The 19,272-nt window shown below is 63.3% G+C and carries 21 protein-coding genes and 1 tRNA gene; 14 read left to right on the plus strand and 8 right to left on the minus strand.

Going from position 1 to position 19,272, the window contains the following annotated elements; genetic code table 11:
* Positions 1-26: 26 nt before the first annotated feature.
* A complete protein-coding gene (locus tag BPNPMPFG_RS15740; protein WP_023669708.1) occupies positions 27-116 on the minus strand; it encodes a K(+)-transporting ATPase subunit F in 90 nt (29 codons plus the stop codon).
* A gap of 441 nt (positions 117-557) precedes the next feature.
* Between BPNPMPFG_RS15740 and BPNPMPFG_RS15745 the strand changes: the two genes are divergently transcribed.
* A complete protein-coding gene (locus tag BPNPMPFG_RS15745) occupies positions 558-1,055 on the plus strand; it encodes a YciE/YciF ferroxidase family protein (RefSeq protein WP_258596388.1) in 498 nt (165 codons plus the stop codon).
* 335 nt (positions 1,056-1,390) lie between these two features.
* Here the strand turns inward: BPNPMPFG_RS15745 and BPNPMPFG_RS15750 are convergent, their stop codons facing one another.
* On the minus strand, positions 1,391-1,693 hold the full coding sequence (locus BPNPMPFG_RS15750) for a DUF982 domain-containing protein (RefSeq protein ID WP_258596389.1): 303 nt from the start codon (positions 1,691-1,693) through the stop codon (positions 1,391-1,393).
* 1,119 nt (positions 1,694-2,812) lie between these two features.
* Positions 2,813-2,902: transfer RNA gene (locus tag BPNPMPFG_RS15755), tRNA-Ser, on the minus strand.
* A 364-nt stretch (positions 2,903-3,266) separates the two neighbouring features.
* Between BPNPMPFG_RS15755 and BPNPMPFG_RS15760 the strand changes: the two genes are divergently transcribed.
* From BPNPMPFG_RS15760 to BPNPMPFG_RS15780, 5 genes are all read left to right on the plus strand, one after another.
* A complete protein-coding gene (locus BPNPMPFG_RS15760) occupies positions 3,267-3,971 on the plus strand; it encodes a hypothetical protein (protein ID WP_258596390.1) in 705 nt (234 codons plus the stop codon).
* 223 nt (positions 3,972-4,194) lie between these two features.
* A complete protein-coding gene (locus BPNPMPFG_RS15765; RefSeq protein ID WP_258596391.1) occupies positions 4,195-4,518 on the plus strand; it encodes a hypothetical protein in 324 nt (107 codons plus the stop codon).
* A 97-nt stretch (positions 4,519-4,615) separates the two neighbouring features.
* Positions 4,616-5,278 (plus strand): peptide-methionine (S)-S-oxide reductase MsrA, encoded by a 663-nt coding sequence (msrA, locus tag BPNPMPFG_RS15770; RefSeq protein ID WP_258596392.1) that lies wholly within the window; start codon positions 4,616-4,618, stop codon positions 5,276-5,278.
* A 212-nt stretch (positions 5,279-5,490) separates the two neighbouring features.
* Entirely contained in the window at positions 5,491-6,480 is a 990-nt protein-coding gene (locus BPNPMPFG_RS15775; protein WP_258596394.1) for a BMP family lipoprotein, read from the plus strand.
* Positions 6,481-6,600: 120 nt separating this feature from the next.
* Positions 6,601-7,062: a GNAT family N-acetyltransferase gene (locus BPNPMPFG_RS15780; RefSeq protein ID WP_258596396.1), complete on the plus strand. Its 462-nt coding sequence runs from the start codon at positions 6,601-6,603 to the stop codon at positions 7,060-7,062.
* A gap of 37 nt (positions 7,063-7,099) precedes the next feature.
* Here BPNPMPFG_RS15780 and BPNPMPFG_RS15785 read toward each other — a convergent pair whose 3' ends face one another.
* Positions 7,100-7,492, minus strand: a complete 393-nt coding sequence (locus BPNPMPFG_RS15785; RefSeq protein ID WP_258596398.1) for a hypothetical protein — start codon at positions 7,490-7,492, stop codon at positions 7,100-7,102.
* 22 nt (positions 7,493-7,514) lie between these two features.
* Positions 7,515-7,724 carry a SlyX family protein gene (locus BPNPMPFG_RS15790; RefSeq protein WP_258596399.1) on the minus strand — a complete coding sequence of 70 codons (210 nt, stop codon included), beginning with the start codon at positions 7,722-7,724 and terminating at the stop codon, positions 7,515-7,517.
* Between the two features lie 230 nt (positions 7,725-7,954).
* Between BPNPMPFG_RS15790 and BPNPMPFG_RS15795 the strand changes: the two genes are divergently transcribed.
* The 6 genes from BPNPMPFG_RS15795 (at position 7,955) to deoA (ending at position 14,226) form a co-directional block, all read left to right on the plus strand.
* A complete protein-coding gene (locus BPNPMPFG_RS15795) occupies positions 7,955-9,487 on the plus strand; it encodes an ABC transporter ATP-binding protein (protein WP_258596400.1) in 1,533 nt (510 codons plus the stop codon).
* Entirely contained in the window at positions 9,484-10,623 is a 1,140-nt protein-coding gene (locus BPNPMPFG_RS15800) for an ABC transporter permease (protein ID WP_258596401.1), read from the plus strand. Before BPNPMPFG_RS15795 ends, BPNPMPFG_RS15800 begins: the two co-directional genes overlap by 4 nt.
* 1 nt (position 10,624) lies before the next feature.
* Positions 10,625-11,596 (plus strand): ABC transporter permease, encoded by a 972-nt coding sequence (locus BPNPMPFG_RS15805; protein ID WP_258596402.1) that lies wholly within the window; start codon positions 10,625-10,627, stop codon positions 11,594-11,596.
* Between the two features lie 77 nt (positions 11,597-11,673).
* A complete protein-coding gene (gene cdd / locus BPNPMPFG_RS15810) occupies positions 11,674-12,066 on the plus strand; it encodes a cytidine deaminase (protein ID WP_258596403.1) in 393 nt (130 codons plus the stop codon).
* Positions 12,067-12,097: 31 nt separating this feature from the next.
* On the plus strand, positions 12,098-12,907 hold the full coding sequence (locus BPNPMPFG_RS15815; RefSeq protein WP_258596404.1) for a purine-nucleoside phosphorylase: 810 nt from the start codon (positions 12,098-12,100) through the stop codon (positions 12,905-12,907).
* On the plus strand, positions 12,907-14,226 hold the full coding sequence (gene deoA, locus BPNPMPFG_RS15820; protein WP_258596405.1) for a thymidine phosphorylase: 1,320 nt from the start codon (positions 12,907-12,909) through the stop codon (positions 14,224-14,226). Before BPNPMPFG_RS15815 ends, deoA begins: the two co-directional genes overlap by 1 nt.
* Here the strand turns inward: deoA and BPNPMPFG_RS15825 are convergent, their stop codons facing one another.
* From BPNPMPFG_RS15825 to BPNPMPFG_RS15835, 3 genes are all read right to left on the minus strand, one after another.
* Complete coding sequence (locus BPNPMPFG_RS15825) at positions 14,227-14,790, minus strand: TIGR02281 family clan AA aspartic protease (RefSeq protein WP_258596407.1); 564 nt, start codon at positions 14,788-14,790, stop codon at positions 14,227-14,229.
* Between the two features lie 121 nt (positions 14,791-14,911).
* A complete protein-coding gene (gene upp / locus BPNPMPFG_RS15830) occupies positions 14,912-15,541 on the minus strand; it encodes a uracil phosphoribosyltransferase (RefSeq protein WP_023671129.1) in 630 nt (209 codons plus the stop codon).
* Between the two features lie 146 nt (positions 15,542-15,687).
* Complete coding sequence (locus BPNPMPFG_RS15835; RefSeq protein WP_258596408.1) at positions 15,688-16,662, minus strand: adenosine deaminase; 975 nt, start codon at positions 16,660-16,662, stop codon at positions 15,688-15,690.
* Between the two features lie 134 nt (positions 16,663-16,796).
* On the opposite strand from BPNPMPFG_RS15835, the gene ubiE reads away from it, so the two are divergent.
* A complete protein-coding gene (ubiE, locus tag BPNPMPFG_RS15840) occupies positions 16,797-17,573 on the plus strand; it encodes a bifunctional demethylmenaquinone methyltransferase/2-methoxy-6-polyprenyl-1,4-benzoquinol methylase UbiE (protein ID WP_258596409.1) in 777 nt (258 codons plus the stop codon).
* Positions 17,574-17,643: 70 nt separating this feature from the next.
* On the plus strand, positions 17,644-19,218 hold the full coding sequence (gene ubiB / locus BPNPMPFG_RS15845) for a 2-polyprenylphenol 6-hydroxylase (protein ID WP_258596410.1): 1,575 nt from the start codon (positions 17,644-17,646) through the stop codon (positions 19,216-19,218).
* The last annotated feature ends 54 nt before the right edge of the window (positions 19,219-19,272 follow it).

Raw genomic sequence — 19,272 nt, forward strand, 5'->3', positions numbered from 1 at the left:
CTTTCCGTGCCTTGCGCCAATTGCTGTCAGAAGCGTTCTGGGCGAACGAGGGCGTATGTCAGGTAGACGAGCAGGAACAGCGTCACGCCGCCACCGAGGATATAGTCGACAAGCATTTTTCGATCCTCGCGTTAAAGAATGTCACAGGCTTTGATGTAGGCGAAGGACAGGGCGAAAAATAAAATTCCGATCCCGAGAACGACGATATCCATCGTGTTTGTTCCTTGTTTCTGCTTTTGTATTTTGCGCCCCTGATGCAAAGGTTCGCAATACCCTGAAGACGGCCCGTTGCGTTTGGCAGCGGTACCGGATGTGTTTTCTCAAGGCGGAATATGGACCCGATCGCCATAAAGGTTCGAGACGGGGCGGAGCAAAAAGAAATAGGAATTTTATAAAGATTTTCGGGTCGGCTCGTTGCGATCCCCGGGCTGATCATCTGGACGGGAGTTTGGTCTTTGCCATTCCGGAATCGCGCAGCGACGCTCATTGCCAGAACGGGCGGAACAAAACCTTCGATGCGAGATTGTCGACCTGAGGGCTCACCAAAGGATACGACAATGGCAAAGCAGAAAATGCTCGACGACCTGTTTCACGACACGCTGAAAGACATCTATTTCGCCGAAAAGAAGATCCTGGCGACGTTGCCGAAAATGGCCAAGGCCGCGCAAAGCGCCGACCTGAAAGCCGCCTTCGAAAAGCACCGCACCGAAACAGAAGGGCATGTCGCAAGACTGGAGAAGGTCTTTGGCGTGATCGGCAAGAAGCCGGCCGGCAAGACCTGCGCCGCCATCATGGGCATTACCGAGGAAGGCGCCGAGATCATCGAGGAGTACAAGGGATCTCCCGCGCTCGACGCCGGCCTGCTGGCTGCCGCGCAAGCCGTCGAACACTACGAGATCTCGCGCTATGGCACGTTGCGGACCTGGGCCTGCGAACTCGGCCTGAACGAAGCCGTAACGCTTCTCGAAGCGACGCTGAAGGAAGAGAAGGCCACCGACGAAGCGCTGACGCAGATCGCGGAATCGGCGGTGAACGTCGCAGCCGAAGCTGCGTAGATTCAAAGGAACGAGCGAGGGCCGCGCTAACCGACCCAGCGCGGTTCCCGCATCATGAGGTCTTGGAGCGGCGCTCATGGCGACGACCCACTAGCGGTGGATGGCGCCATCAACCAGCGTGTCCAGCCACAACAGCCGGGGCGGATGCGGCGCCTCCTCGGTGATGCCACGAAACCGGCCGTGCGGCGAACTTGACATGACAAGGCGACAAGGGAGCATGGCACTCACCTGTCATTCCCAAGGGTTATACAAAAAGCAAAAGCCCGGCTGGGGAGGGCCAAGCCGGGCTTTCTGTGGTGGCTGGTGTAGCTATGCCACCACGACGGGAGCAATCCTCAGGCGGCGTAGCCGCCATAACCACGGGCAACGGCGTGCACGCCCACCGACGGTTCGAGGTCCGGCCACAGGATGCCGGCGGCCTGCGCGAATTCGACCAGCGCCCGGCGCGCCTGCTCGATGGTCACATAGCCGGGAACGGCGAGATCACGTGCCTTCACCGCATTGCGATAGAGCGGGCCACGGCGGGCGGTCGTCCAGTTGGTCAGGAAATCGTGCATCTCGGCCAGCGAGACAATCTCGCGCTTGAAACCGAGACCGACGGTCAGTGCGACGGGTGAATGAAACAGCTTGTCGTGCATGAAGCAGGCTCCTGATTATCGCATCGCCGCGAGAGATATCGGGGCTGGTCCACGGACGGGACGCCGTGAAACGCGCAGACGGGCAGGAGGTTCCGGGCGCAGAGATTTTATATGAAATGCGGAGAGCGGCCTCTGATCGCGATGCCAGCCCACCCGTCGTTCGCGCCCCCTCCTGGGCGCTATGAGCGGTTGGCGGATGTCGTGTGATGCTTGTCGGCATCCGCCAGGACCATGCTTCACGCGCGACTGTAGCCTCGCGTATCTCGCGCTGCGCCGACAGGCGAAGAGCTGACGCAAGACGGTTCCCCACCGACACGCCGGGCTTTTCAACAACAAGGTGCGCGACCAGCGGGCGCGGTGTGACCCGCGCCCTATGCATGCATTGTTCCCGATCGGTCAGGCAGGCGTAGCCAGCGCGTGCCGGCCGGTTGATCCGCTATAGCGCAAGCCTTCCTTAACCGCACCGCCCGATGTATTCCCGTTGTCTTCGCGCTGCGTGTTATTCTCTGGCTTCGCGTTGCGGAGTTTCATGCATGCGCCGGACCGTTCTTTTACTCTCTGTTCTATTCTCGACGCTTTGCCTGGCTTCAGCCAACGCCGACGAAAAATGGCCGTCTATCATTTACTTCGGTGAGAAGACGAACGAGCGGATCGATGGGCCGTTATATTGGGCAGGCCAAGCGGGGCGTCCTGCACAACCGAGGCTAAGCGGGCAGAGCGCAGCCGCATCGAGCGGCGACGGTGCCACAAGCGCAGTGACAGGGAACCCGAGAACGACACCGGTCAGCGGCTACACGAAAGCTAATGGGACGCTGGTCGCACCATCTTTCAAGAGTCGACGGTGAGACAAGCAAAAGGGCGGGAATGCTCCCGCCCTCTGGCTGTGTTGTCCGGGCGATCGCCTGTCGGCTTCGAGCGGCGCGACCAGTTCGCGCTTGCCGATGATCCCGCGAAGTTCGAGCGGCACTGGGACGCGGACGACATACCGGCCGCGCTGAAAATGGACGTATTTCATGGTGCTGGCTAACCCTGTTTGTAGCAGGCATTGTTGCACAATTTGGGGCCGAAAGCCTTGCAACAGAAGGGTTTTCTTTGGGAATCAACGCCTTAAGGAAGGTCTGGCGGAGAGAGCGGGATTCGAACCCGCGTTACGGTCTCCCGTAAACACACTTTCCAGGCGTGCGCCTTCAACCACTCGGCCACCTCTCCGTCCATGCATGTCGCGCCGGCCGGTTTTTTGCCGCGCGGGTTGGGGAGATGCACCTCCCTTGGGGCGACGCGGAACCTCCGCCATTGGCGCCGCCAACCAGCGAACGCCCTTCCCCGCGCCTGTTGCCGTCGAAGCAACAGGCGAGGGGCTCATCTAGTCGATCCGGCGCCGAATGCCAAGCCATAACGGCAGTCTATTCGCTTTGCCGACCACACAGCGTTTCGCGAGGCCGCCGGCGCCCCGGATTTTGAGGCGTCGCCGCTCGAATGATGTGCACAGGCAGGCCGCAAGGCCGGCCGCGCTTGACTTCACCGCCGGTCGTCTGTCGAGTGACGCAGAGGCCTTGGGAGGCATCGTGCGGACATGACATCGAGCAATGGACAGACGCCAGCCAGGCGGCCGGACAGCGGCCTGTCCTTCGTGCCGCCGGGCTGGCTCGTCTTCGTCATGGCGTGGTCGGTCTACGGCCTGATCTCGGCCTGGCGTCTGGTCGACGACTCCGGCCTGCCGGACAGGATCTTCTATCTCATCTATGGCGGGCTTGCCGTCGACATCGTCACCATCCTGTGGGGGCTTTATCTGCTCGGCCTCGCCTTTGGCCGCTCAGCGCGCTTCCCGCGCCATTTCACCATCTGGCAGGTCGCCACCATCATCTGGCTGCTGGCCAGGCAGGCCTATGTGCTGACGATTTCCGATTTCGTCCTTTCGGGCAAGGCGCTTGCCATCACGGCTGCGGAAATCGCCATCGGGGTGCTCTGCATCTATCTGCTGCGCCGCGGTTCCGAAGCCGATGCCGTCTATGCCAATCCGGAAACTGAAAGCCCGCCTGTCTTCGTCTCGGTCATCGCCGCCCTGCTCGGCATCATCCTCGGCGCGGTCATCGGCGCCGTGGGCGGATTCTTCGCCGGCTCCGTCATCGCGAATGCCACCGACGTGAGTTGCTTCGAGGGTGGCTGCGGCTATTTTGCCCTGTTCATCGGCCTGGCCGGGCTGGTCGTCGGCGCCATCGGCGGTGGCGTTTTCGCCGTCTGGCGCGTCCATCGCCGCAAACGCAAGCCGGTGGCATAATGCATGTCGCGCAAAAGTGGCCCCGGTTTTGCGTAAACGACATGCATAAAGCAAAGACCTAAAGCGCGTCGCCTGAATCCGTTCAATCGCGACGCGCTTTAGGCCCGGCTTCAAATTCGCGTATGGCGATTGCGAACCAGGCATGCGCGTTCTATCTCTCGTTTTGGAACCGGAAGGCACTCGGGAGGCACTCGAGGATTGGCCCGGAGGAAAAGGTCCCAGCATGTTCCGCTTCGTCTTTCGTCTTGCCGCGATGGTCGCGCTGTCGATTTCCGTCATCATGGCGGTGCTCGACGCGACGCGCACCGTGGCAGCTTCTGCGCTGGTGCTGACCCCGCTCAACACCAGTTGGCTGGCAGCCTCGCCGAACACGCGGGCCGCCTTCGAAACCTTCGTGCGAACCAAGGCCGGTCCGCTGCTGTGGGACGGCGCCATAGCCTGGGTGCTCAACCAGCCGGGCTTCGCCGTGTTCGCGGTGCTGGCCTTCCTGCTCTATGCGATCGGCTACAGGCGGCAACGACGCACGGGACAGTTCGCCGCGACCTAGAGCATCGGACCCAAAAGTGGGTACCGGTTTTGGGATAATCCGATGCTCAAACGAAGGACGATTTCCTGCGTCCCACCCAAAGAGGGGAAGACCGCGCATGTTCTTTCTCAGCGACATGCTGAACAAGAAGCTCAATCTGCCAAAACCCTCCGAGGCGTTGCCAGGCCGCGCCCGGGCGATCCCGACGACATCCAGGCATCATGTCTTGAAGAAGCCGCTCAAAGGCCCTTACCCCGAAGGCTTTGAGACGGCGATGTTCGGGCTCGGCTGCTTCTGGGGCGCGGAGCGGCTGTTCTGGCAACTCGAAGGCGTCTGGGTCACCGCTGTCGGCTATGCCGGCGGCATCACGCCCAATCCAACCTATCAGGAAACCTGCACCGGCCTCACCGGCCATGCCGAAGTGGTGCTGGTCGTCCACGATCCCAGGATCGTCTCCTATGCCGCGCTTTTGAAGCTGTTCTGGGAAAGCCACGACCCGACGCAAGGCATGCGCCAGGGCAATGATGTCGGCACCACCTATCGCTCCGCGATCTACACGCTCGGTGATGCGCAATTCAAGGCGGCGAGCACCTCGCGCGATGCGTATGAAACCGCCTTGCGCGGTGCCGGCCATGGCAAGATCACCACCGAGATCGCGCCAGCGCCCGAATTCTACTTCGCCGAAGGCGACCACCAGCAATATCTGGCGAAGAACCCGTACGGCTATTGCAACCTCAAAGGCACCGGCATCGCCTGTATCCCGGCTGCCACCTCGGTCTGAAGCCCTTGACGCAACAAGCAAGCGGCAGTGCGGCCTCCCCGCGCCATGCTTTTCCAAAAGGTCAAAATTCCGCGTGAATTTTGTTTCGGGCCGTGCCAGATTGCCGCCGAGCGGGAGGGGAATACACTCCTGGCTGACGTCGCATGGCTGCCGGTGAACCGGGCAGGCAGGCGGCGCGTAACGGAAAAAATAACCGACAGGGTGTGGATCACATGAAACGTATCGTTCTCGGCCTCCTGGCCGCAACCGCAATGGTTCTTCCGGCTTTCGCCGCGGATGTCCAGCCGGCCATCCTCTATGATCTCGGCGGCAAGTTCGACAAATCCTTCAACGAGGCTGCCTATCATGGCGCCGAGAAATTCAAGACCGAAACCGGCGTCGCCTATGTCGAGTTCGAGGTATCCAACGCTTCGCAGCGCGAACAGGCTCTGCGCCGCTTCGCCGAGGACGGCCGCAACCCGATCGTCATGGCCGGCTTTGCCTGGGAGGATGCGCTGAAGAAGGTCGCGGCCGAATATCCCGACCTCAACTTCGCCATCATCGACGATGCCGTCGATTTGCCCAATGTCCGTTCGCTGGTATTCAAGGAGAATGAAGGCTCCTACCTCGTCGGCATCCTGGCGGCGATGGCGTCGAAGTCGAAGAAGGTCTCCTTCATCGGCGGCATGGACATTCCGCTGATCCGCAAGTTCGAATGCGGCTATGTCGGCGGCGCCAAGTCGGCCGGTGCCACGAACGTCATCCAGAACATGACCGGCGACACGCCGGCTGCGTGGAACGACCCGGCCAAGGGCGGCGAGATCGCCAAGACGCAGATCGACCAGGGCTCCGACGTGGTCTATGCCGCGGCCGGCGGCACCGGCGTCGGCGTGCTGCAGGCGGCGGCGGATGCCGGCAAGCTTGGCATCGGCGTCGATTCCAACCAGAACGGCCTGCAGCCCGGCAAGGTGCTGACCTCGATGATGAAGCGCGTCGACGTTGCCGTCTACACCGCCTTCATGGACGGCAAGAACGGCACCTTCAAGGGCGGCCTGCAAAATCTCGGCCTCAAGGAGGGCGGCGTCGACTACGCCATGGACGACAACAACAAGGCGCTGGTGACGGACGCGATGAAAGCCGCCGTCGAAAAGGCCAAGGCCGACATCATCTCCGGCAAGATCCAGGTGCACGACTACACCGCCGACAACGCCTGCCCCTATTGAGCGGCACGGACGTACAGCCACGACCTGCAAACCGCCGGACGCAAGCCCGGCGGTTTTGCCTTTTCGGCATCGAGCGAAAACGTTCGCCTGATGCGGCGGTATCAACATTCCGGGACAGCCATGCAGCCGACAATCGAACGCATGCAGGGGTGCGATGTAGCAGCGGTCGCACAGCTGCGCCTGGCCACCTTTTTCGAGGGAACGGGAAGGACCCTCGAAGAGGATGCGGCAGAGCTTCGCGAACTACTCGCCGGCGACGGCTTCGAGGCGGCATTGGTGGCCCGGATCGACAACGTGCCGGCCGGGACATGCCTGCTGGTCCGCCACGAACTGGAACCGGCGCATGATCTGACGCCATGGCTGGCCGGCCTGGTCGTCGACGCCGGGCATCGAGGCCGAGGCATCGCCACTGCGCTGGTCAGGGCAACTGAAGCCCATGCGGCCTCATTGGGCGTAGAGACTCTTCATCTCTACACATGGGGTGCACGCGATTTCTACGCGGCACTCGGCTGGAACATGGTTGAGGTCTTTCGGCAGGATAGCGAAACCATGGCGCTGATGTCGCGCCAGCTTGGAGCATGAATCCGAAAAGGGATCCCCGTTCATGCCCAAGCAAAGCCTACAATTTCCCGGCCAGATAACCCAGCGCGAAGGCCGCGATCAGCCCGACGGCGACGACAAATCCGCGCCGGCCGCCGAGCGTGTGCAGGCCGATGCCGTGCGGCCACCGCGACAGGCTTCGGATCACCGCTGGCGATTTGGCGTCGCCGAGGCCAGAGCTGCGCATCTGCGGCAGGTCGGCAATGCGCCGCGTGATCTGCTGCCAGCGCTCTTCGCCGCCCGCCGGCTCGGTGCGGTCGAAAACGTGCATGCGTTCGGCCAATTGCACGACCGCGTCGCGGAAGGCGGGGTCGATCTCCAGGTCGCGCTCGGCCCGTTCGCGTTCCGCGTCGTTCATCAGGCCGAGCACATAATCGCCGGCCCGGGCGATGCGATCGCTTTCACTGGCCATGGCTCCCCCCTCCCCCTTTTCCTCACCAGTGCGGCGGCTTGGTTATGGGCACGTCAGGCGCTGCCTGGTCTTCCAGCGCCAGGAAGCGGTCGGCCAGTGCGTCGAGCCTACGCTGCATGCGCTCGATCACCGTCCACTGCTCGGCGATCTGGCCGGACAGTTCCTCGATGGTCTTCTCCTGCTCGGCGGCGCGGATTTCCAGCGTCGTCAGCCGGTCGGTGGGCATGGTCATTCACAATCCCCAGTCATTCACCGCGATGTCTTTCACCGCAATGTCTTGCGCCGCGATGCGAATTTCGGCTTTGCCATATTAGCGAATGTGAAGGCCCCGGCCACGTTGGAAATTGACAAGCGCACCGGGATTTGTCGAGAGTGAACGCCGCTCCAGCCAATTGGCACGGGCGGAGTGTCATGCTAGGCGTTTTGACCAAGCGATAAAAAAATAAGAGTGGGACAGGCTGCATGGCGCAAGCCGCAATCGAACTGATCGGCATCAACAAGAGTTTTGGCGCCGTGCGCGCCAACCGCGACATCAATCTGGAGATCGCGCGCGGCACCATCCACGGCATCGTCGGCGAGAACGGCGCCGGCAAGTCGACGCTGATGTCGATCCTCTACGGTTTCTACCAGGCCGACAGCGGCGAGATCCGCGTCGGCGGCCAGCCGGCATCGATCAAGACCCCCAATGACGCCATCGCGCTCGGCATCGGCATGGTGCATCAGCATTTCATGCTGGTCGACAATTTCTCGGTGCTGGAAAACATCATCCTCGGCGCCGAAGGCGATGCGCTGCTGAAGAAGAGCATCGCCAAGGCGCGCTCCGAACTCGATCGCCTCGAACGCGAATATGGGCTGGAGGTCGATCCCGACGCGATCATCGAGGAACTGCCTGTCGGCCTGCAGCAGCGTGTGGAGATCCTCAAGGCGCTCTATCGCGGCGCCGAGATCCTGATCCTCGACGAGCCGACGGGCGTGCTCACACCAGCCGAGGCCGACCATCTGTTCCGCATCCTCAAGCAGTTGAAGGAACAGGGCAAGACGGTGGTGCTGATCACCCATAAATTGCGCGAGATCATGGCCATCACCGACACGGTGTCGGTCATGCGCCAGGGCACGATGGTGGCGACGCGCGAGACAGCCAGGACCACTGTCGAGGAGCTGGCGGAACTGATGGTCGGGCGGCGCGTGCTGCTCAGGGTGGAAAAGGGCGAGGCGGAAGCCGGCGGCGTCAAGCTCGCGGTCAAGAACCTGACGGTGAAGGACACGCGCGGCGTCACCATGGTCGACGACATCTCCTTCGACATTCGCGCCGGCGAGATCGTCGGCATCGCCGGCGTCGCCGGCAACGGCCAATCGGAGCTGCTCGAGGCGATTTCCGGCATCAGGCGCGCCGTTTCCGGCTCGGTCATGCTCGACGGCAAGCCGATCGACCTGACGGGTGCCGCCGACCCGGGCGAGTTGCGCGACCGCGGCCTGGCGCACGTGCCGGAGGACCGCCATCATGTCGGGCTGGTGCTGGCGTTCGAGGAGAACGAGAACTCCATCCTCGGCTATCATGACGACCCCCGCTATTTGAAGGGGCCGTTCCTCAACATCGAGGCCATCATGGCCGATGCAAAGGACAAGATCGAGAAATACGACATCCGCCCCGGCAATCCGCGTCTGAAGACCGCCAATTTCTCCGGCGGCAACCAACAGAAGATCGTGCTGGCGCGGGAGATGGAACAAGACCCCGGCGTGCTGATCGTCGGCCAGCCGACGCGCGGCGTCGATGTCGGCGCCATCGAATTCATCCACAAGCGTCTGATTGCCATGCGCGACCAGGGCAAGGCGGTGCTGGTGGTCTCCGTCGAACTCGACGAGATTCGTTCGCTCTCCGACCGCATACTGGTGATGTTCGCCGGCCGCATCGTCGGCGAGCGCGGCCCGGAAGCAACCGAAGGCGAGCTCGGCCTGCTGATGGCTGGCGTCGAGCATCGGGAGGCAGCACTTTGAGCACGCCTTACGCCAAATTGCCGGCCTGGGCCGACTACGGCCTGATCCCGCTGATCAATCTGTTCGTTGCCTTCGTCGTTGCCGGTTTCGTCGTGCTTCTGGTCGGCGAGAACCCGTTTCGCGCCGCCGTCATCCTGGTCGAGGGCGCCTTCGGCAAGGGAACAGGCATCGCCTTCACCCTCTTTTATGCCACCACGTTCATATTTACCGGGCTTTCGGTGGCCGTGGCAGCGCATTGCGGCCTGTTCAACATCGGCACCGAGGGGCAGGCCTACATCGCCGGCCTCGGTATCGCCGTCGTCTGCCTTTCCTTCGACAGCGTGCTGCCATGGTGGCTGACCTTCCCGTTGGCGATCATCGCGGCAACCGCGGTCGGCGCGCTGTGGGCGTTGATCCCCGCCTATCTGCAGGCCAAGCGCGGTTCGCACATCGTCATCACCACCATCATGTTCAACTTCATCGCCGCCTCGATCATGGTCTACCTGCTGGTGGGCCCCTTGAAGCCGGCTGCGTCGCAAGCGCCACAGACCCGGAACTTCCTCGCCGGAGCCGAGCTGCCCAAGCTCAACTGGGTCATCGAACTGTTCGGTGCCAAGATCCGCTCGGCGCCACTCAATGTCTGCTTCCTGCTGGCGCTGGTCATGGCCTTCCTGGTCTGGCTGCTGATCTGGCGCACCAAGCTCGGCTATGAGATGCGCACCTACGGCCACAGCCCGAAGGCGGCGCGCTATGCCGGCATTTCGGAAACCCGCATCATCATCACCGCCATGATGATCTCGGGCGCGCTGGCCGGCATGATGGCGCTCAACCCGGTGATGGGCGACCAGCACAATGTCGCACTCGATTTCGTTTCCGGCGCCGGCTTCGTCGGCATCGCCGTGGCGCTGATGGGCCGGCTGCATCCGGTCGGCATCGTGCTGGCGGCGATCCTGTTCGGCATGCTCTACCAGGGCGGCGCCGAACTCGCCTTCGAGATGCCGGCGATCAGCCGCGACATGATCGTCATCATCCAGGGCCTGGTGATCCTGTTCGCAGGCGCGCTTGAGCACATGTTCCGGCCTTACATCCAGGCGCTGTTCGCCTCGTTCAGCCCGAGGTCGGTCGGCATGGAAGCCGTCAAGGGAAAGGGCGCCTGAGATGGATGTCTTCATCGCCATCGTGCAGATACTCGACTCCACCATCCGCCTGTCGGTGCCGCTGCTGCTCGCTTGCCTCGCCGGCCTTTATTCGGAGCGCGCCGGCGTCTTCGACATCGGGCTCGAAGGCAAGATGCTGGTCGGCGCCTTCGCCGGTGCTGCGGCAGCGTCGGTCCTGCATTCGGCCCTTCTCGGCCTCGGCATGGCCATCCTGGTCTCGGTCGCCTTCGCGCTGATCCACGGCTTCGCCTCGATCACCCATCGCGGCAACCAGATCGTTTCCGGCGTGGCGATCAACTTCATTGCCGCGGGCTCGACCGTGATGCTCGGCCAGGCCTGGTTCAGTCAAGGCGGACGCACGCCGGCTCTGGCGCCGGGCGAGCGTTTCGAAGCCATCACCTTGCCGGGTGCCGAGGCTATCCGCGACGTGCCTATCATCGGACCGATCTATGCCGAGCTTCTGTCGGGCCACTCGATCCTGGTCTATCTCGCCTTCCTGATGGTGCCGTTCACCTGGTGGGTGCTGTTTCGCACTCGCTTCGGCCTCAGGCTGCGCGCTGTCGGCGAGAACCCGGCGGCCGTCGACACGGCCGGCATCTCGGTCGCCTGGCTGCGCTACCGGGCGCTGATCTGCACCGGCGTGCTGACCGGCATCGCCGGCGCCTATCTGTCGATGGTGCAGAATGGCGGCTTCGTGAAGGACATGACCGCCGGCAAGGGCTACATCGCGCTGGCGGCGCTGATCTTCGCCAAGTGGAAGCCGGTCAACGCCATGTTCGCCTGTCTTTTGTTCGGCTTCCTCGATGCGGCGGCGATCCGGCTGCAAGGCACGCCACTGCCCATCATCGGCAAGGTGCCCGTACAGTTCATGCAGGCATTGCCTTACATCCTCACCGTCATCCTGCTCGCCGGCTTCATCGGCAAGGCGATTCCGCCGCGCGCCGGCGGCGTGCCCTATGTCAAGGAACGCTGAGCGATCTGGAAGCGCAAATCCGTATCGGCTGACGTGAGCACCGGCTTTTGGACATGATCGTGGGAGAGAACAACTGAATGTCGCATGATCTGTTCGAAGCGGCGAAAGCTGCCATGGCCAAGGCCTATGCGCCCTATTCCAAGTTTCCGGTGGGTGCTGCCTTGCGCACCGAGGACGGGCGGGTCTTTAGCGGTGCCAACATCGAGGTCGCCTCCTATCCGGAAGGCTGGTGCGCCGAGACCACAGCGCTTGGCCAGTACATCATGGGCGGCGGCGGCAAGATCGTCGAAATCGCCGTCCTTGCCGAACGCATGGCGAAATGCTCGCCTTGCGGCGGCTGCCGGCAGCGGCTGGCCGAATTCTGCCGGCCGGAAACAAAGCTCTATCTCTGTGACAATGCCGGCGTGGCCGAGACCGTGACCATGGGCGACATGCTGCCTTACGGTTTCCGCGGCGACATTTTGAAATGAAGAATTTGGCTGAAATGAAGAGCTGGCTGCAATGACGGAAAAGGCGCTGGACCATCTCGTCGAAAGCCTGGACGGCCTGGCGCCCGCCACAGCCCTTGTGCTGGGTTCGGGCCTGGGCGGGCTGGTCGATAAGGTCGAGAATCCGATCCGCATTTCCTATGCCGACCTGCCGGGCTTTCCCCGAAGCGGCGTCACCGGCCATGCCGGCGAAGTGGTGGCGGGGCTGTTTGCCGGTGTGCCGGTGCTGATGCTGTCCGGCCGCGCCCATTACTATGAACACGGCGACGCGGCGGCGATGCGGCCGGTGCTGGAAGTGCTTGCCGGCATCGGCATCACAAAACTGATCCTTACCAATGCCGCCGGCTCGGTCGATCCGGAGATGCCGCCGGGCTCGGTGATGCTGATATCGGACCACATCAATTTCTCGGGCACCAATCCGCTGATCGGCGAGCCCAGCGACCGCCGCTTCGTCGGCCTGACCGAAGCCTATGATGCCGGCATCCGCAAGGCGATCGAGAAGGCAGCGAAAGCGACCGGCACAGCGCTTCACAAGGGCGTCTACATGTGGTTCTCGGGCCCGTGCTTCGAAACACCGGCCGAAATCCGCATGGCGCGCATCATGGGTGCCAACGCGGTCGGCATGTCGACCGTGCCCGAGGTCATTCTTGCCCGCTTCCTCGGGCTGCGGGTCGCTGCCTGCTCGGTCATCACCAATCTGGCGGCCGGCATGACCAGGGCCGAGCTTTCGCACCAGGAAACCAAGGACATGGCGCCGATCGGCGGCGCGCGCCTGGCGACGATCCTGCAACGCGTGTTCCGCGACGGGCTGCTGGAGAGCTGATGCTTCCCCAGGAAATCATTCGCCGCAAGCGCGATGGCCTGAAACTGTCGACGCAAGAGATCGCCGGCTTCGTCGGCGGCGTCACCGACGGCGCCGTTTCGGATGGCCAGGTCGGCGCCTTCGCCATGGCGGTGTTCTTCAACGGCATGAGCCGCGACGAAGCAGTGGGGCTAACGCTGGCGATGCGCGATTCCGGTGACGTGCTCGACTGGTCGGACCTGCCAGGCCCGGTCACCGACAAGCATTCGACGGGCGGCGTCGGCGACAATGTCTCGCTGATGCTGGCGCCGATCGTCGCCGCTTGCGGCGCCTATGTGCCGATGATTTCCGGCCGTGGCCTTGGCCATACCGGCGGCACGCTGGACAAGATGGATGCCATCCCCGGCTACACCAGCCAGCCCGATATCGCGCTGTTTCGCAAGGCGGTGCTCGAAACCGGTTGCGCCATCATCGGCCAGACCGCCGACCTCGCGCCCGCCGATCGCCGGCTCTACGCGATCCGCGATGTCACCGGCACGGTCGAATCGGTGCCACTGATCACCGCATCGATCCTGTCGAAGAAGCTGGCGGCCGGGCTGCAGTCACTGGTGCTCGACGTCAAGGTCGGCAACGGCGCCTTCATGGAAAAGTCGCGTGACGCGACCGCACTCGCCAACAGCTTGGTCGAAATCGCCAACGGCGCCGGCTTGAAGGCCTCGGCGCTGATCACCGGCATGAACGAGCCGCTGGCTTCGGCTGCCGGAAACGCCGTCGAAGTGCGCAATGCCGTCGATTTCCTCACCGGCCGTCTTCGCGACCATCGGCTGGAGGATGTGACGCTGGCGCTGGCCGCCGAAATGCTGCAGTCGGCGGGACTGGTTTCGTCCAACCAGGATGGCATGCGGCGCGCTTCGGAAACGCTCGCCAGCGGCCGCGCCGCCGCCACCTTCGCGCGCATGGTCGCCGCTCTCGGCGGACCCGCCGATTTCATCGAGAAGCCGGAAAGGTACCTGCCGGCGGCGGCGACCGAGCTTGCCGTCAAGGCAACCGCAAACGGCTTCGTCACCGGCATCGCCACCCGCGACATCGGGCTGGCGGTGGTTGGCCTGGGTGGCGGGCGCACGCGGCCGGACGACACGGTCGACCCCGCGGTCGGCATCACCAGGCTGCTGCCGGTCGGCGCGGAGGTTCGGACGGGCGACGCTCTGGCGCTGGTCCACGCCCGTTCGTTGTCCGATGCAGAGGCCGCTGCGGCCGCCGTGCTTTCCGCCTATGCGATCGGCGCTTCGAAGCCGGCGGCGGACAAGAGCGTGATCCGGCGGATTCTTCCGCGCGGCTGATTATTGAACGAGCAGCAACGTGCCGTTCTCGGCCTGATATTTGCTGAGCCGGTTGAGGAAGCTCATACCGATCAGGTTGGTGTGCAGCGCCCTGTCGTCGAGCACTATGGTCTGGACGTCATTGACCGTTATGTTGCCGATCTGCAGCCGGTCGATCATTGCCACGGCCGCCTTGATGGTGCCGTTGGCGGTGTTGACCTCGTGACTGAAATCGGATGGGTTCAGCGACAAGCCAATCCTGCGCGCCGTCGAGGTGTTGATGGCGACCAGTGTCGCGCCGGTGTCGATCATGCCGTCGACCTGACGTCCGTTCAGCTTGAAGGCCGACGAGAAGTGCCCGCGCTCGTCCGCCGTAACGACGACCTTGCGGCCCGTTGGCAGCGGCGGCACCGGCTTGCCGGGGACCGATGCCAGGTTGACGTCCGGTTGGGCTTCGACCGCGGGTTTGCTCGTCGCCGCCGACTTCAGCAGGCTTTCGATGATTTGCGGATTCGACTGATAAATAATCGGTATCGATGCCGAAGTGCCGGCGAAAACGCCAAGGATGAGAAGCTTGCGCAGCATGGATCGGCCTTCGTGTCAGGCTATCCTTTAACGCCGGATGGTGTTCGCCGCTTTAACGCGCGCCAAAACCGCGCCTTTGCGTAAACATTTGGTAAATCGTACCAGGCAACTTTGCCTGGTACTACTTGGTCCCGTACATGCGGTCGCCGGCATCGCCGAGGCCGGGCATGATGTAGCCCTTCTCGTTGAGCTGGCGGTCGATCGAGGCGGTGAAGACGGGAACGTCCGGATGCGCCTTGGTGAAACGCTCGATGCCTTCGGGCGCCGCCAGCAGGCAGAGGAAGCGGATGTTGGTGGCGCCGCGCTCTTTCAGCTTGTCGATCGCCGCGATCGCCGAATTGGCGGTCGCCAGCATCGGATCGACGACGATGACCAGCCGGTCGGCAAGGTCGCTCGGCGCCTTGAAGAAATACTCGACCGCCTCCAGCGTTTCGTGATCGCGGTAGAGACCGACATGGGCGACGCGCGCCGCCGGCACCAGGTCGAGCAAGCCTTCCAGCAAGCCGTTGCCGGCGCGCAGCACCGAGGCGAAGACCAGCTTCTTGCCCTCCAGCGTCGGCGCTTCCATGGTTTCCATCGGCGTTTCGATGGTTGTCGTCGTCAGTTCGAGGTTGCGGGTGACCTCGTAGCCGAGCAGCAGCGAGATTTCGCGCAGCAGCCGCCGGAAGCCGGCCGTCGAGGTCTCCTTCTTGCGCATGATGGTCAGCTTGTGCTGGACAAGCGGGTGGTCGACGACGGTGACGCCCTGCATGATGTTCTCCTGATGCCTGCGCCCGAAAGTGCGCGCATGGTCCGTTCGGACGCGCCGCGCTTCAAGCTGCTTGAGCGAACCCTAGCGACAATGCGCCGGCCAAGGAACCGCTTGGCCTGCACCGACCACAGCTTTGTCGGAAGAAATCAACGAGAGGCACCGTTGAGACGGGCGAGAAGCGCCGTCTTGGTCTTGCGGTCGACGAAAGCGGCCTCGATGGCCGTTCTGGTGACGGCGGTCAGCGCCTTTTCGTTCATCGAGAAATGCTCGGCGGCAATGTCGTATTCGCGCTTCAGCGAGGTCCAGAAATAGGGCGGATCGTCGGAGTTGAGCGTCACCTTGCAACCGGCGGCCTGCAGCGCCGCAAACGGATGGTCGGCAAAACTATCGAACACCTTGAGCGCGATGTTGGAGCCGGGGCAGCATTCCAGCACGACGCCTTCATCGGCAATGCGCCGGACAAGGTCCGGATTCTCGATGGCACGCACGCCATGGCCGATACGGGAGGGACGGATGTGATCGAGCGCCGCTTGGACGGTCTCCCAGCCTGTCAACTCTCCGGCATGGACTGTGATGCCGAGCCCGGCTTCGCGGGCGATCTCGAAGGCCCTGACATAGTCCTCCATGTCGCCCATGCGCTCGTCGCCGGCGACGCCGAAACCGGTGACTAGCGGATGTCCGCAGCGCGCCGCGAAGCGCGCCGCCTGCTCGATCGATTCGACGCCGACATGGCGCACGCCGGTGACGATCATGCGGCCCTCTATGCCGGTCTTGGCCTTGGCGCGAGCCATACCTTCGCCAAGCGCGTCGGTATAGGCCTTGGGCGACAGCCCGGCCTTCGTGGCATGGTCGGGCGAAGTGAACACCTCGGAATAGATCGCGCCGTCGCGGGCGAGGCTGGTCAGATAATGGTCGGCCAGCCGCGCATAGTCCTCCTCGGTCCGGAACAGATCGGAGGAAAAATCGTAAGCCGCGAGAAAGGACGTGAAATCGTGCCAGACGAACGAACCGTTCTGGATATAGGGCGAGGTGTCCTTGCCGTATTTCTGCGCCTGGCGGATGACGAGTTCGGGCGCCGCTGCCCCTTCAATATGGCAGTGCAATTCCGCTTTCAAAAGCATTCAATCATCCCGTCGGTCAGTCCAGGTCTTGAAAACCCACCACCTGGAAGCGCGGCTGAACACCGCGCCTTAAACAATAGCGCCCGCACCATCGATCGGCTATGGTCCCGCCGGTTTTATGACGGATCAAAAAAATGTCGGTTGAGAGAACCACGGCCGCTGGCGGCATGGAAACCTCCTATGGTTTCAAGCGTGTAGGGGCTGGCGACAAGCAGTCCCTGGTCAACGATGTTTTCCACAAGGTCGCCAACCGCTACGACCTGATGAACGATCTGATGTCGGCCGGCCTGCACCGGCTGTGGAAGGATGCCATGGTCACCTGGCTCAATCCTCCCAAGAGGGCCGGCTGGCGCGTGCTCGACGTTGCCGGCGGCACTGGTGACATCGCCTTCCGCATCGTCGACGCCAGCCACGGCAATGCCCACGCAACAGTGCTCGACATCAATGGCTCGATGCTCGCCGTCGGCCGCGACCGAGCCGAAAAGAAAGGCCTCTCCGGCAACACCGACTTCGTCGAGGCCAATGCCGAGGAACTGCCCTTCACTGAGGCGACGTTCGACGCCTACACCATCGCTTTCGGCATCCGCAACGTGCCGCGCATCGATGTTGCGCTCGCGGAAGCGTTCCGCGTGCTGAAGCCGGGCGGGCGGTTCCTGTGCCTCGAATTTTCCGAAGTCGAGATGCCGCTGCTCGACAAGGCCTATGAAGCCTGGTCGTTCAACGTCATCCCAAGGATCGGCAAGATGGTCACCGGCGACGGCGAACCCTATTCCTATCTGGTCGAATCGATCGCCAGGTTTCCCAACCAGGCCAATTTTGCTTCCATGATCACACGCGCGGGCTTCGATCGCGTCTCGTTCCGCAACTATTCCGGTGGCATCGCGGCACTTCATTCGGGCTGGAAGCTTTGAGGCTGGACCGCATTTCTCACGCCCGGTATGGCCTGCACCGGTCTAGACAACCGGCAGGACGGGCACGGCCATGAGCACCGTCAGCGCAGGATTTCGGCTCGTACGGGCCGGCTGGGTACTGGTGCGCGAGGGCGTCGTCGCCGCCTTGCCGGGCGAGGAGCTGTCCGGCCTGCCGAAGTTCGGCTGGCGGCTGGCGCGGCTGTTCACCCGCCGCCGCGCGTTGGCCTATGAGCGAAGCGACCGGCTGGCCAAGGCGGTGGTTCGGCTCGGACCGTCCTATGTCAAGCTCGGTCAGTTCCTGGCGACGCGGCCTGACGTCGTCGGCAACGACATGGCGCTCGATCTCGCCATGTTGCAGGACAAGATGCACACCTTCCCCAGGGCTGAAGCGGTTGCGGCGATCGAGGCTTCGCTCGGGCGCAAGGTCGGCGATCTCTACGCGCAATTCGGCGACCCGGTCGCAGCCGCCTCCATCGCCCAGGTCCATGCCGCCGACACCATGCATGACGGCACTGCCACCAAGGTGGCGGTGAAAGTGATCCGGCCGGGCGTGCGCCGCCGCTTCTTCCAGGACCTCGAAAGCTATTTCCTCGCCGCCCGCCTGCAGGAAAAATACATCCCTTCGTCGCGCCGGCTGCGGCCGGTCGAGGTGACCGAGACGCTGGCGCAGACCACCAAGATCGAGATGGATCTCAGGCTCGAGGCGGCTGCCCTTTCGGAGCTCGGCGAGAACACTAAGGATGATCCCGGCTTTCGCGTGCCATCCGTCGACTGGGAGCGCACCGGCCGCGACGTGCTGACCATGGAATGGGTCGACGGCGTCAAGATGAACGACATCGCCGGCCTTGCCGCTGCCGGTCATGACCTGAAAATCATCGCCGCCAACCTCATCCAGTCGTTTCTGCGCCATACGCTGCGCGACGGCTTCTTCCACGCCGACATGCATCCTGGAAACCTGTTCGTCGAAGCCAATGGCACCATCGTCGCCGTCGATCTCGGCATTGCCGGCCGGCTCGGCAAGAAGGAGCGCCGCTTCCTCGCCGAAATCCTCTACGGCTTCATCACGCGCGACTATCTGCGCGTCGCGGAAGTGCATTTCGAGGCCGGCTACGTGCCGCGCCAGCACAATGTCGCGGCCTTCGCGCAAGCGATCCGCGCCATCGGCGAGCCGATCCACGGCCAGCCGGCCGAGACCATTTCGATGGCCAAGCTCTTGACGCTGCTGTTCGAGGTGACCGAACTCTTCGACATGGCGACTCGGCCGGAACTGATCCTGCTGCAAAAGACCATGGTGGTGGTCGAGGGTGTGGCGCGCACACTCGACCCGGCCTTCAACATGTGGAAGACGGCCGAACCGGTGGTCGGCGGCTGGATCGCCGGCAACCTTGGCCCGCGCGGCATGATGATCGATGCGCGCGACGGCGCCAAGGCGCTGCTGACGCTGGCCCGCCAGGCGCCCGAGCTTGCGGCGCGCACCGATCGGCTGTCGCGCGAGATCGACCTGATGGCCGAGCACGGCCTGCGTTTCGACGAGACCACCGCCCGCGCCATCGGCAAGGCCGAGGCGCGCTACAGCCGCTCCGGACGCCTGGCCCTGTGGGTGATCGCGTTGACGCTGGTCTATATCGCCTGGAAGCTGGCCTGAGTGACTGCAATGACAGCAATGCTGTCATTGCAGTCACGCTGCTTGTTGCCTATG

Origin of the sequence: Mesorhizobium sp. AR07 (genome assembly GCF_024746815.1) — a bacterium.
Lineage (GTDB): Bacteria > Pseudomonadota > Alphaproteobacteria > Rhizobiales > Rhizobiaceae > Mesorhizobium.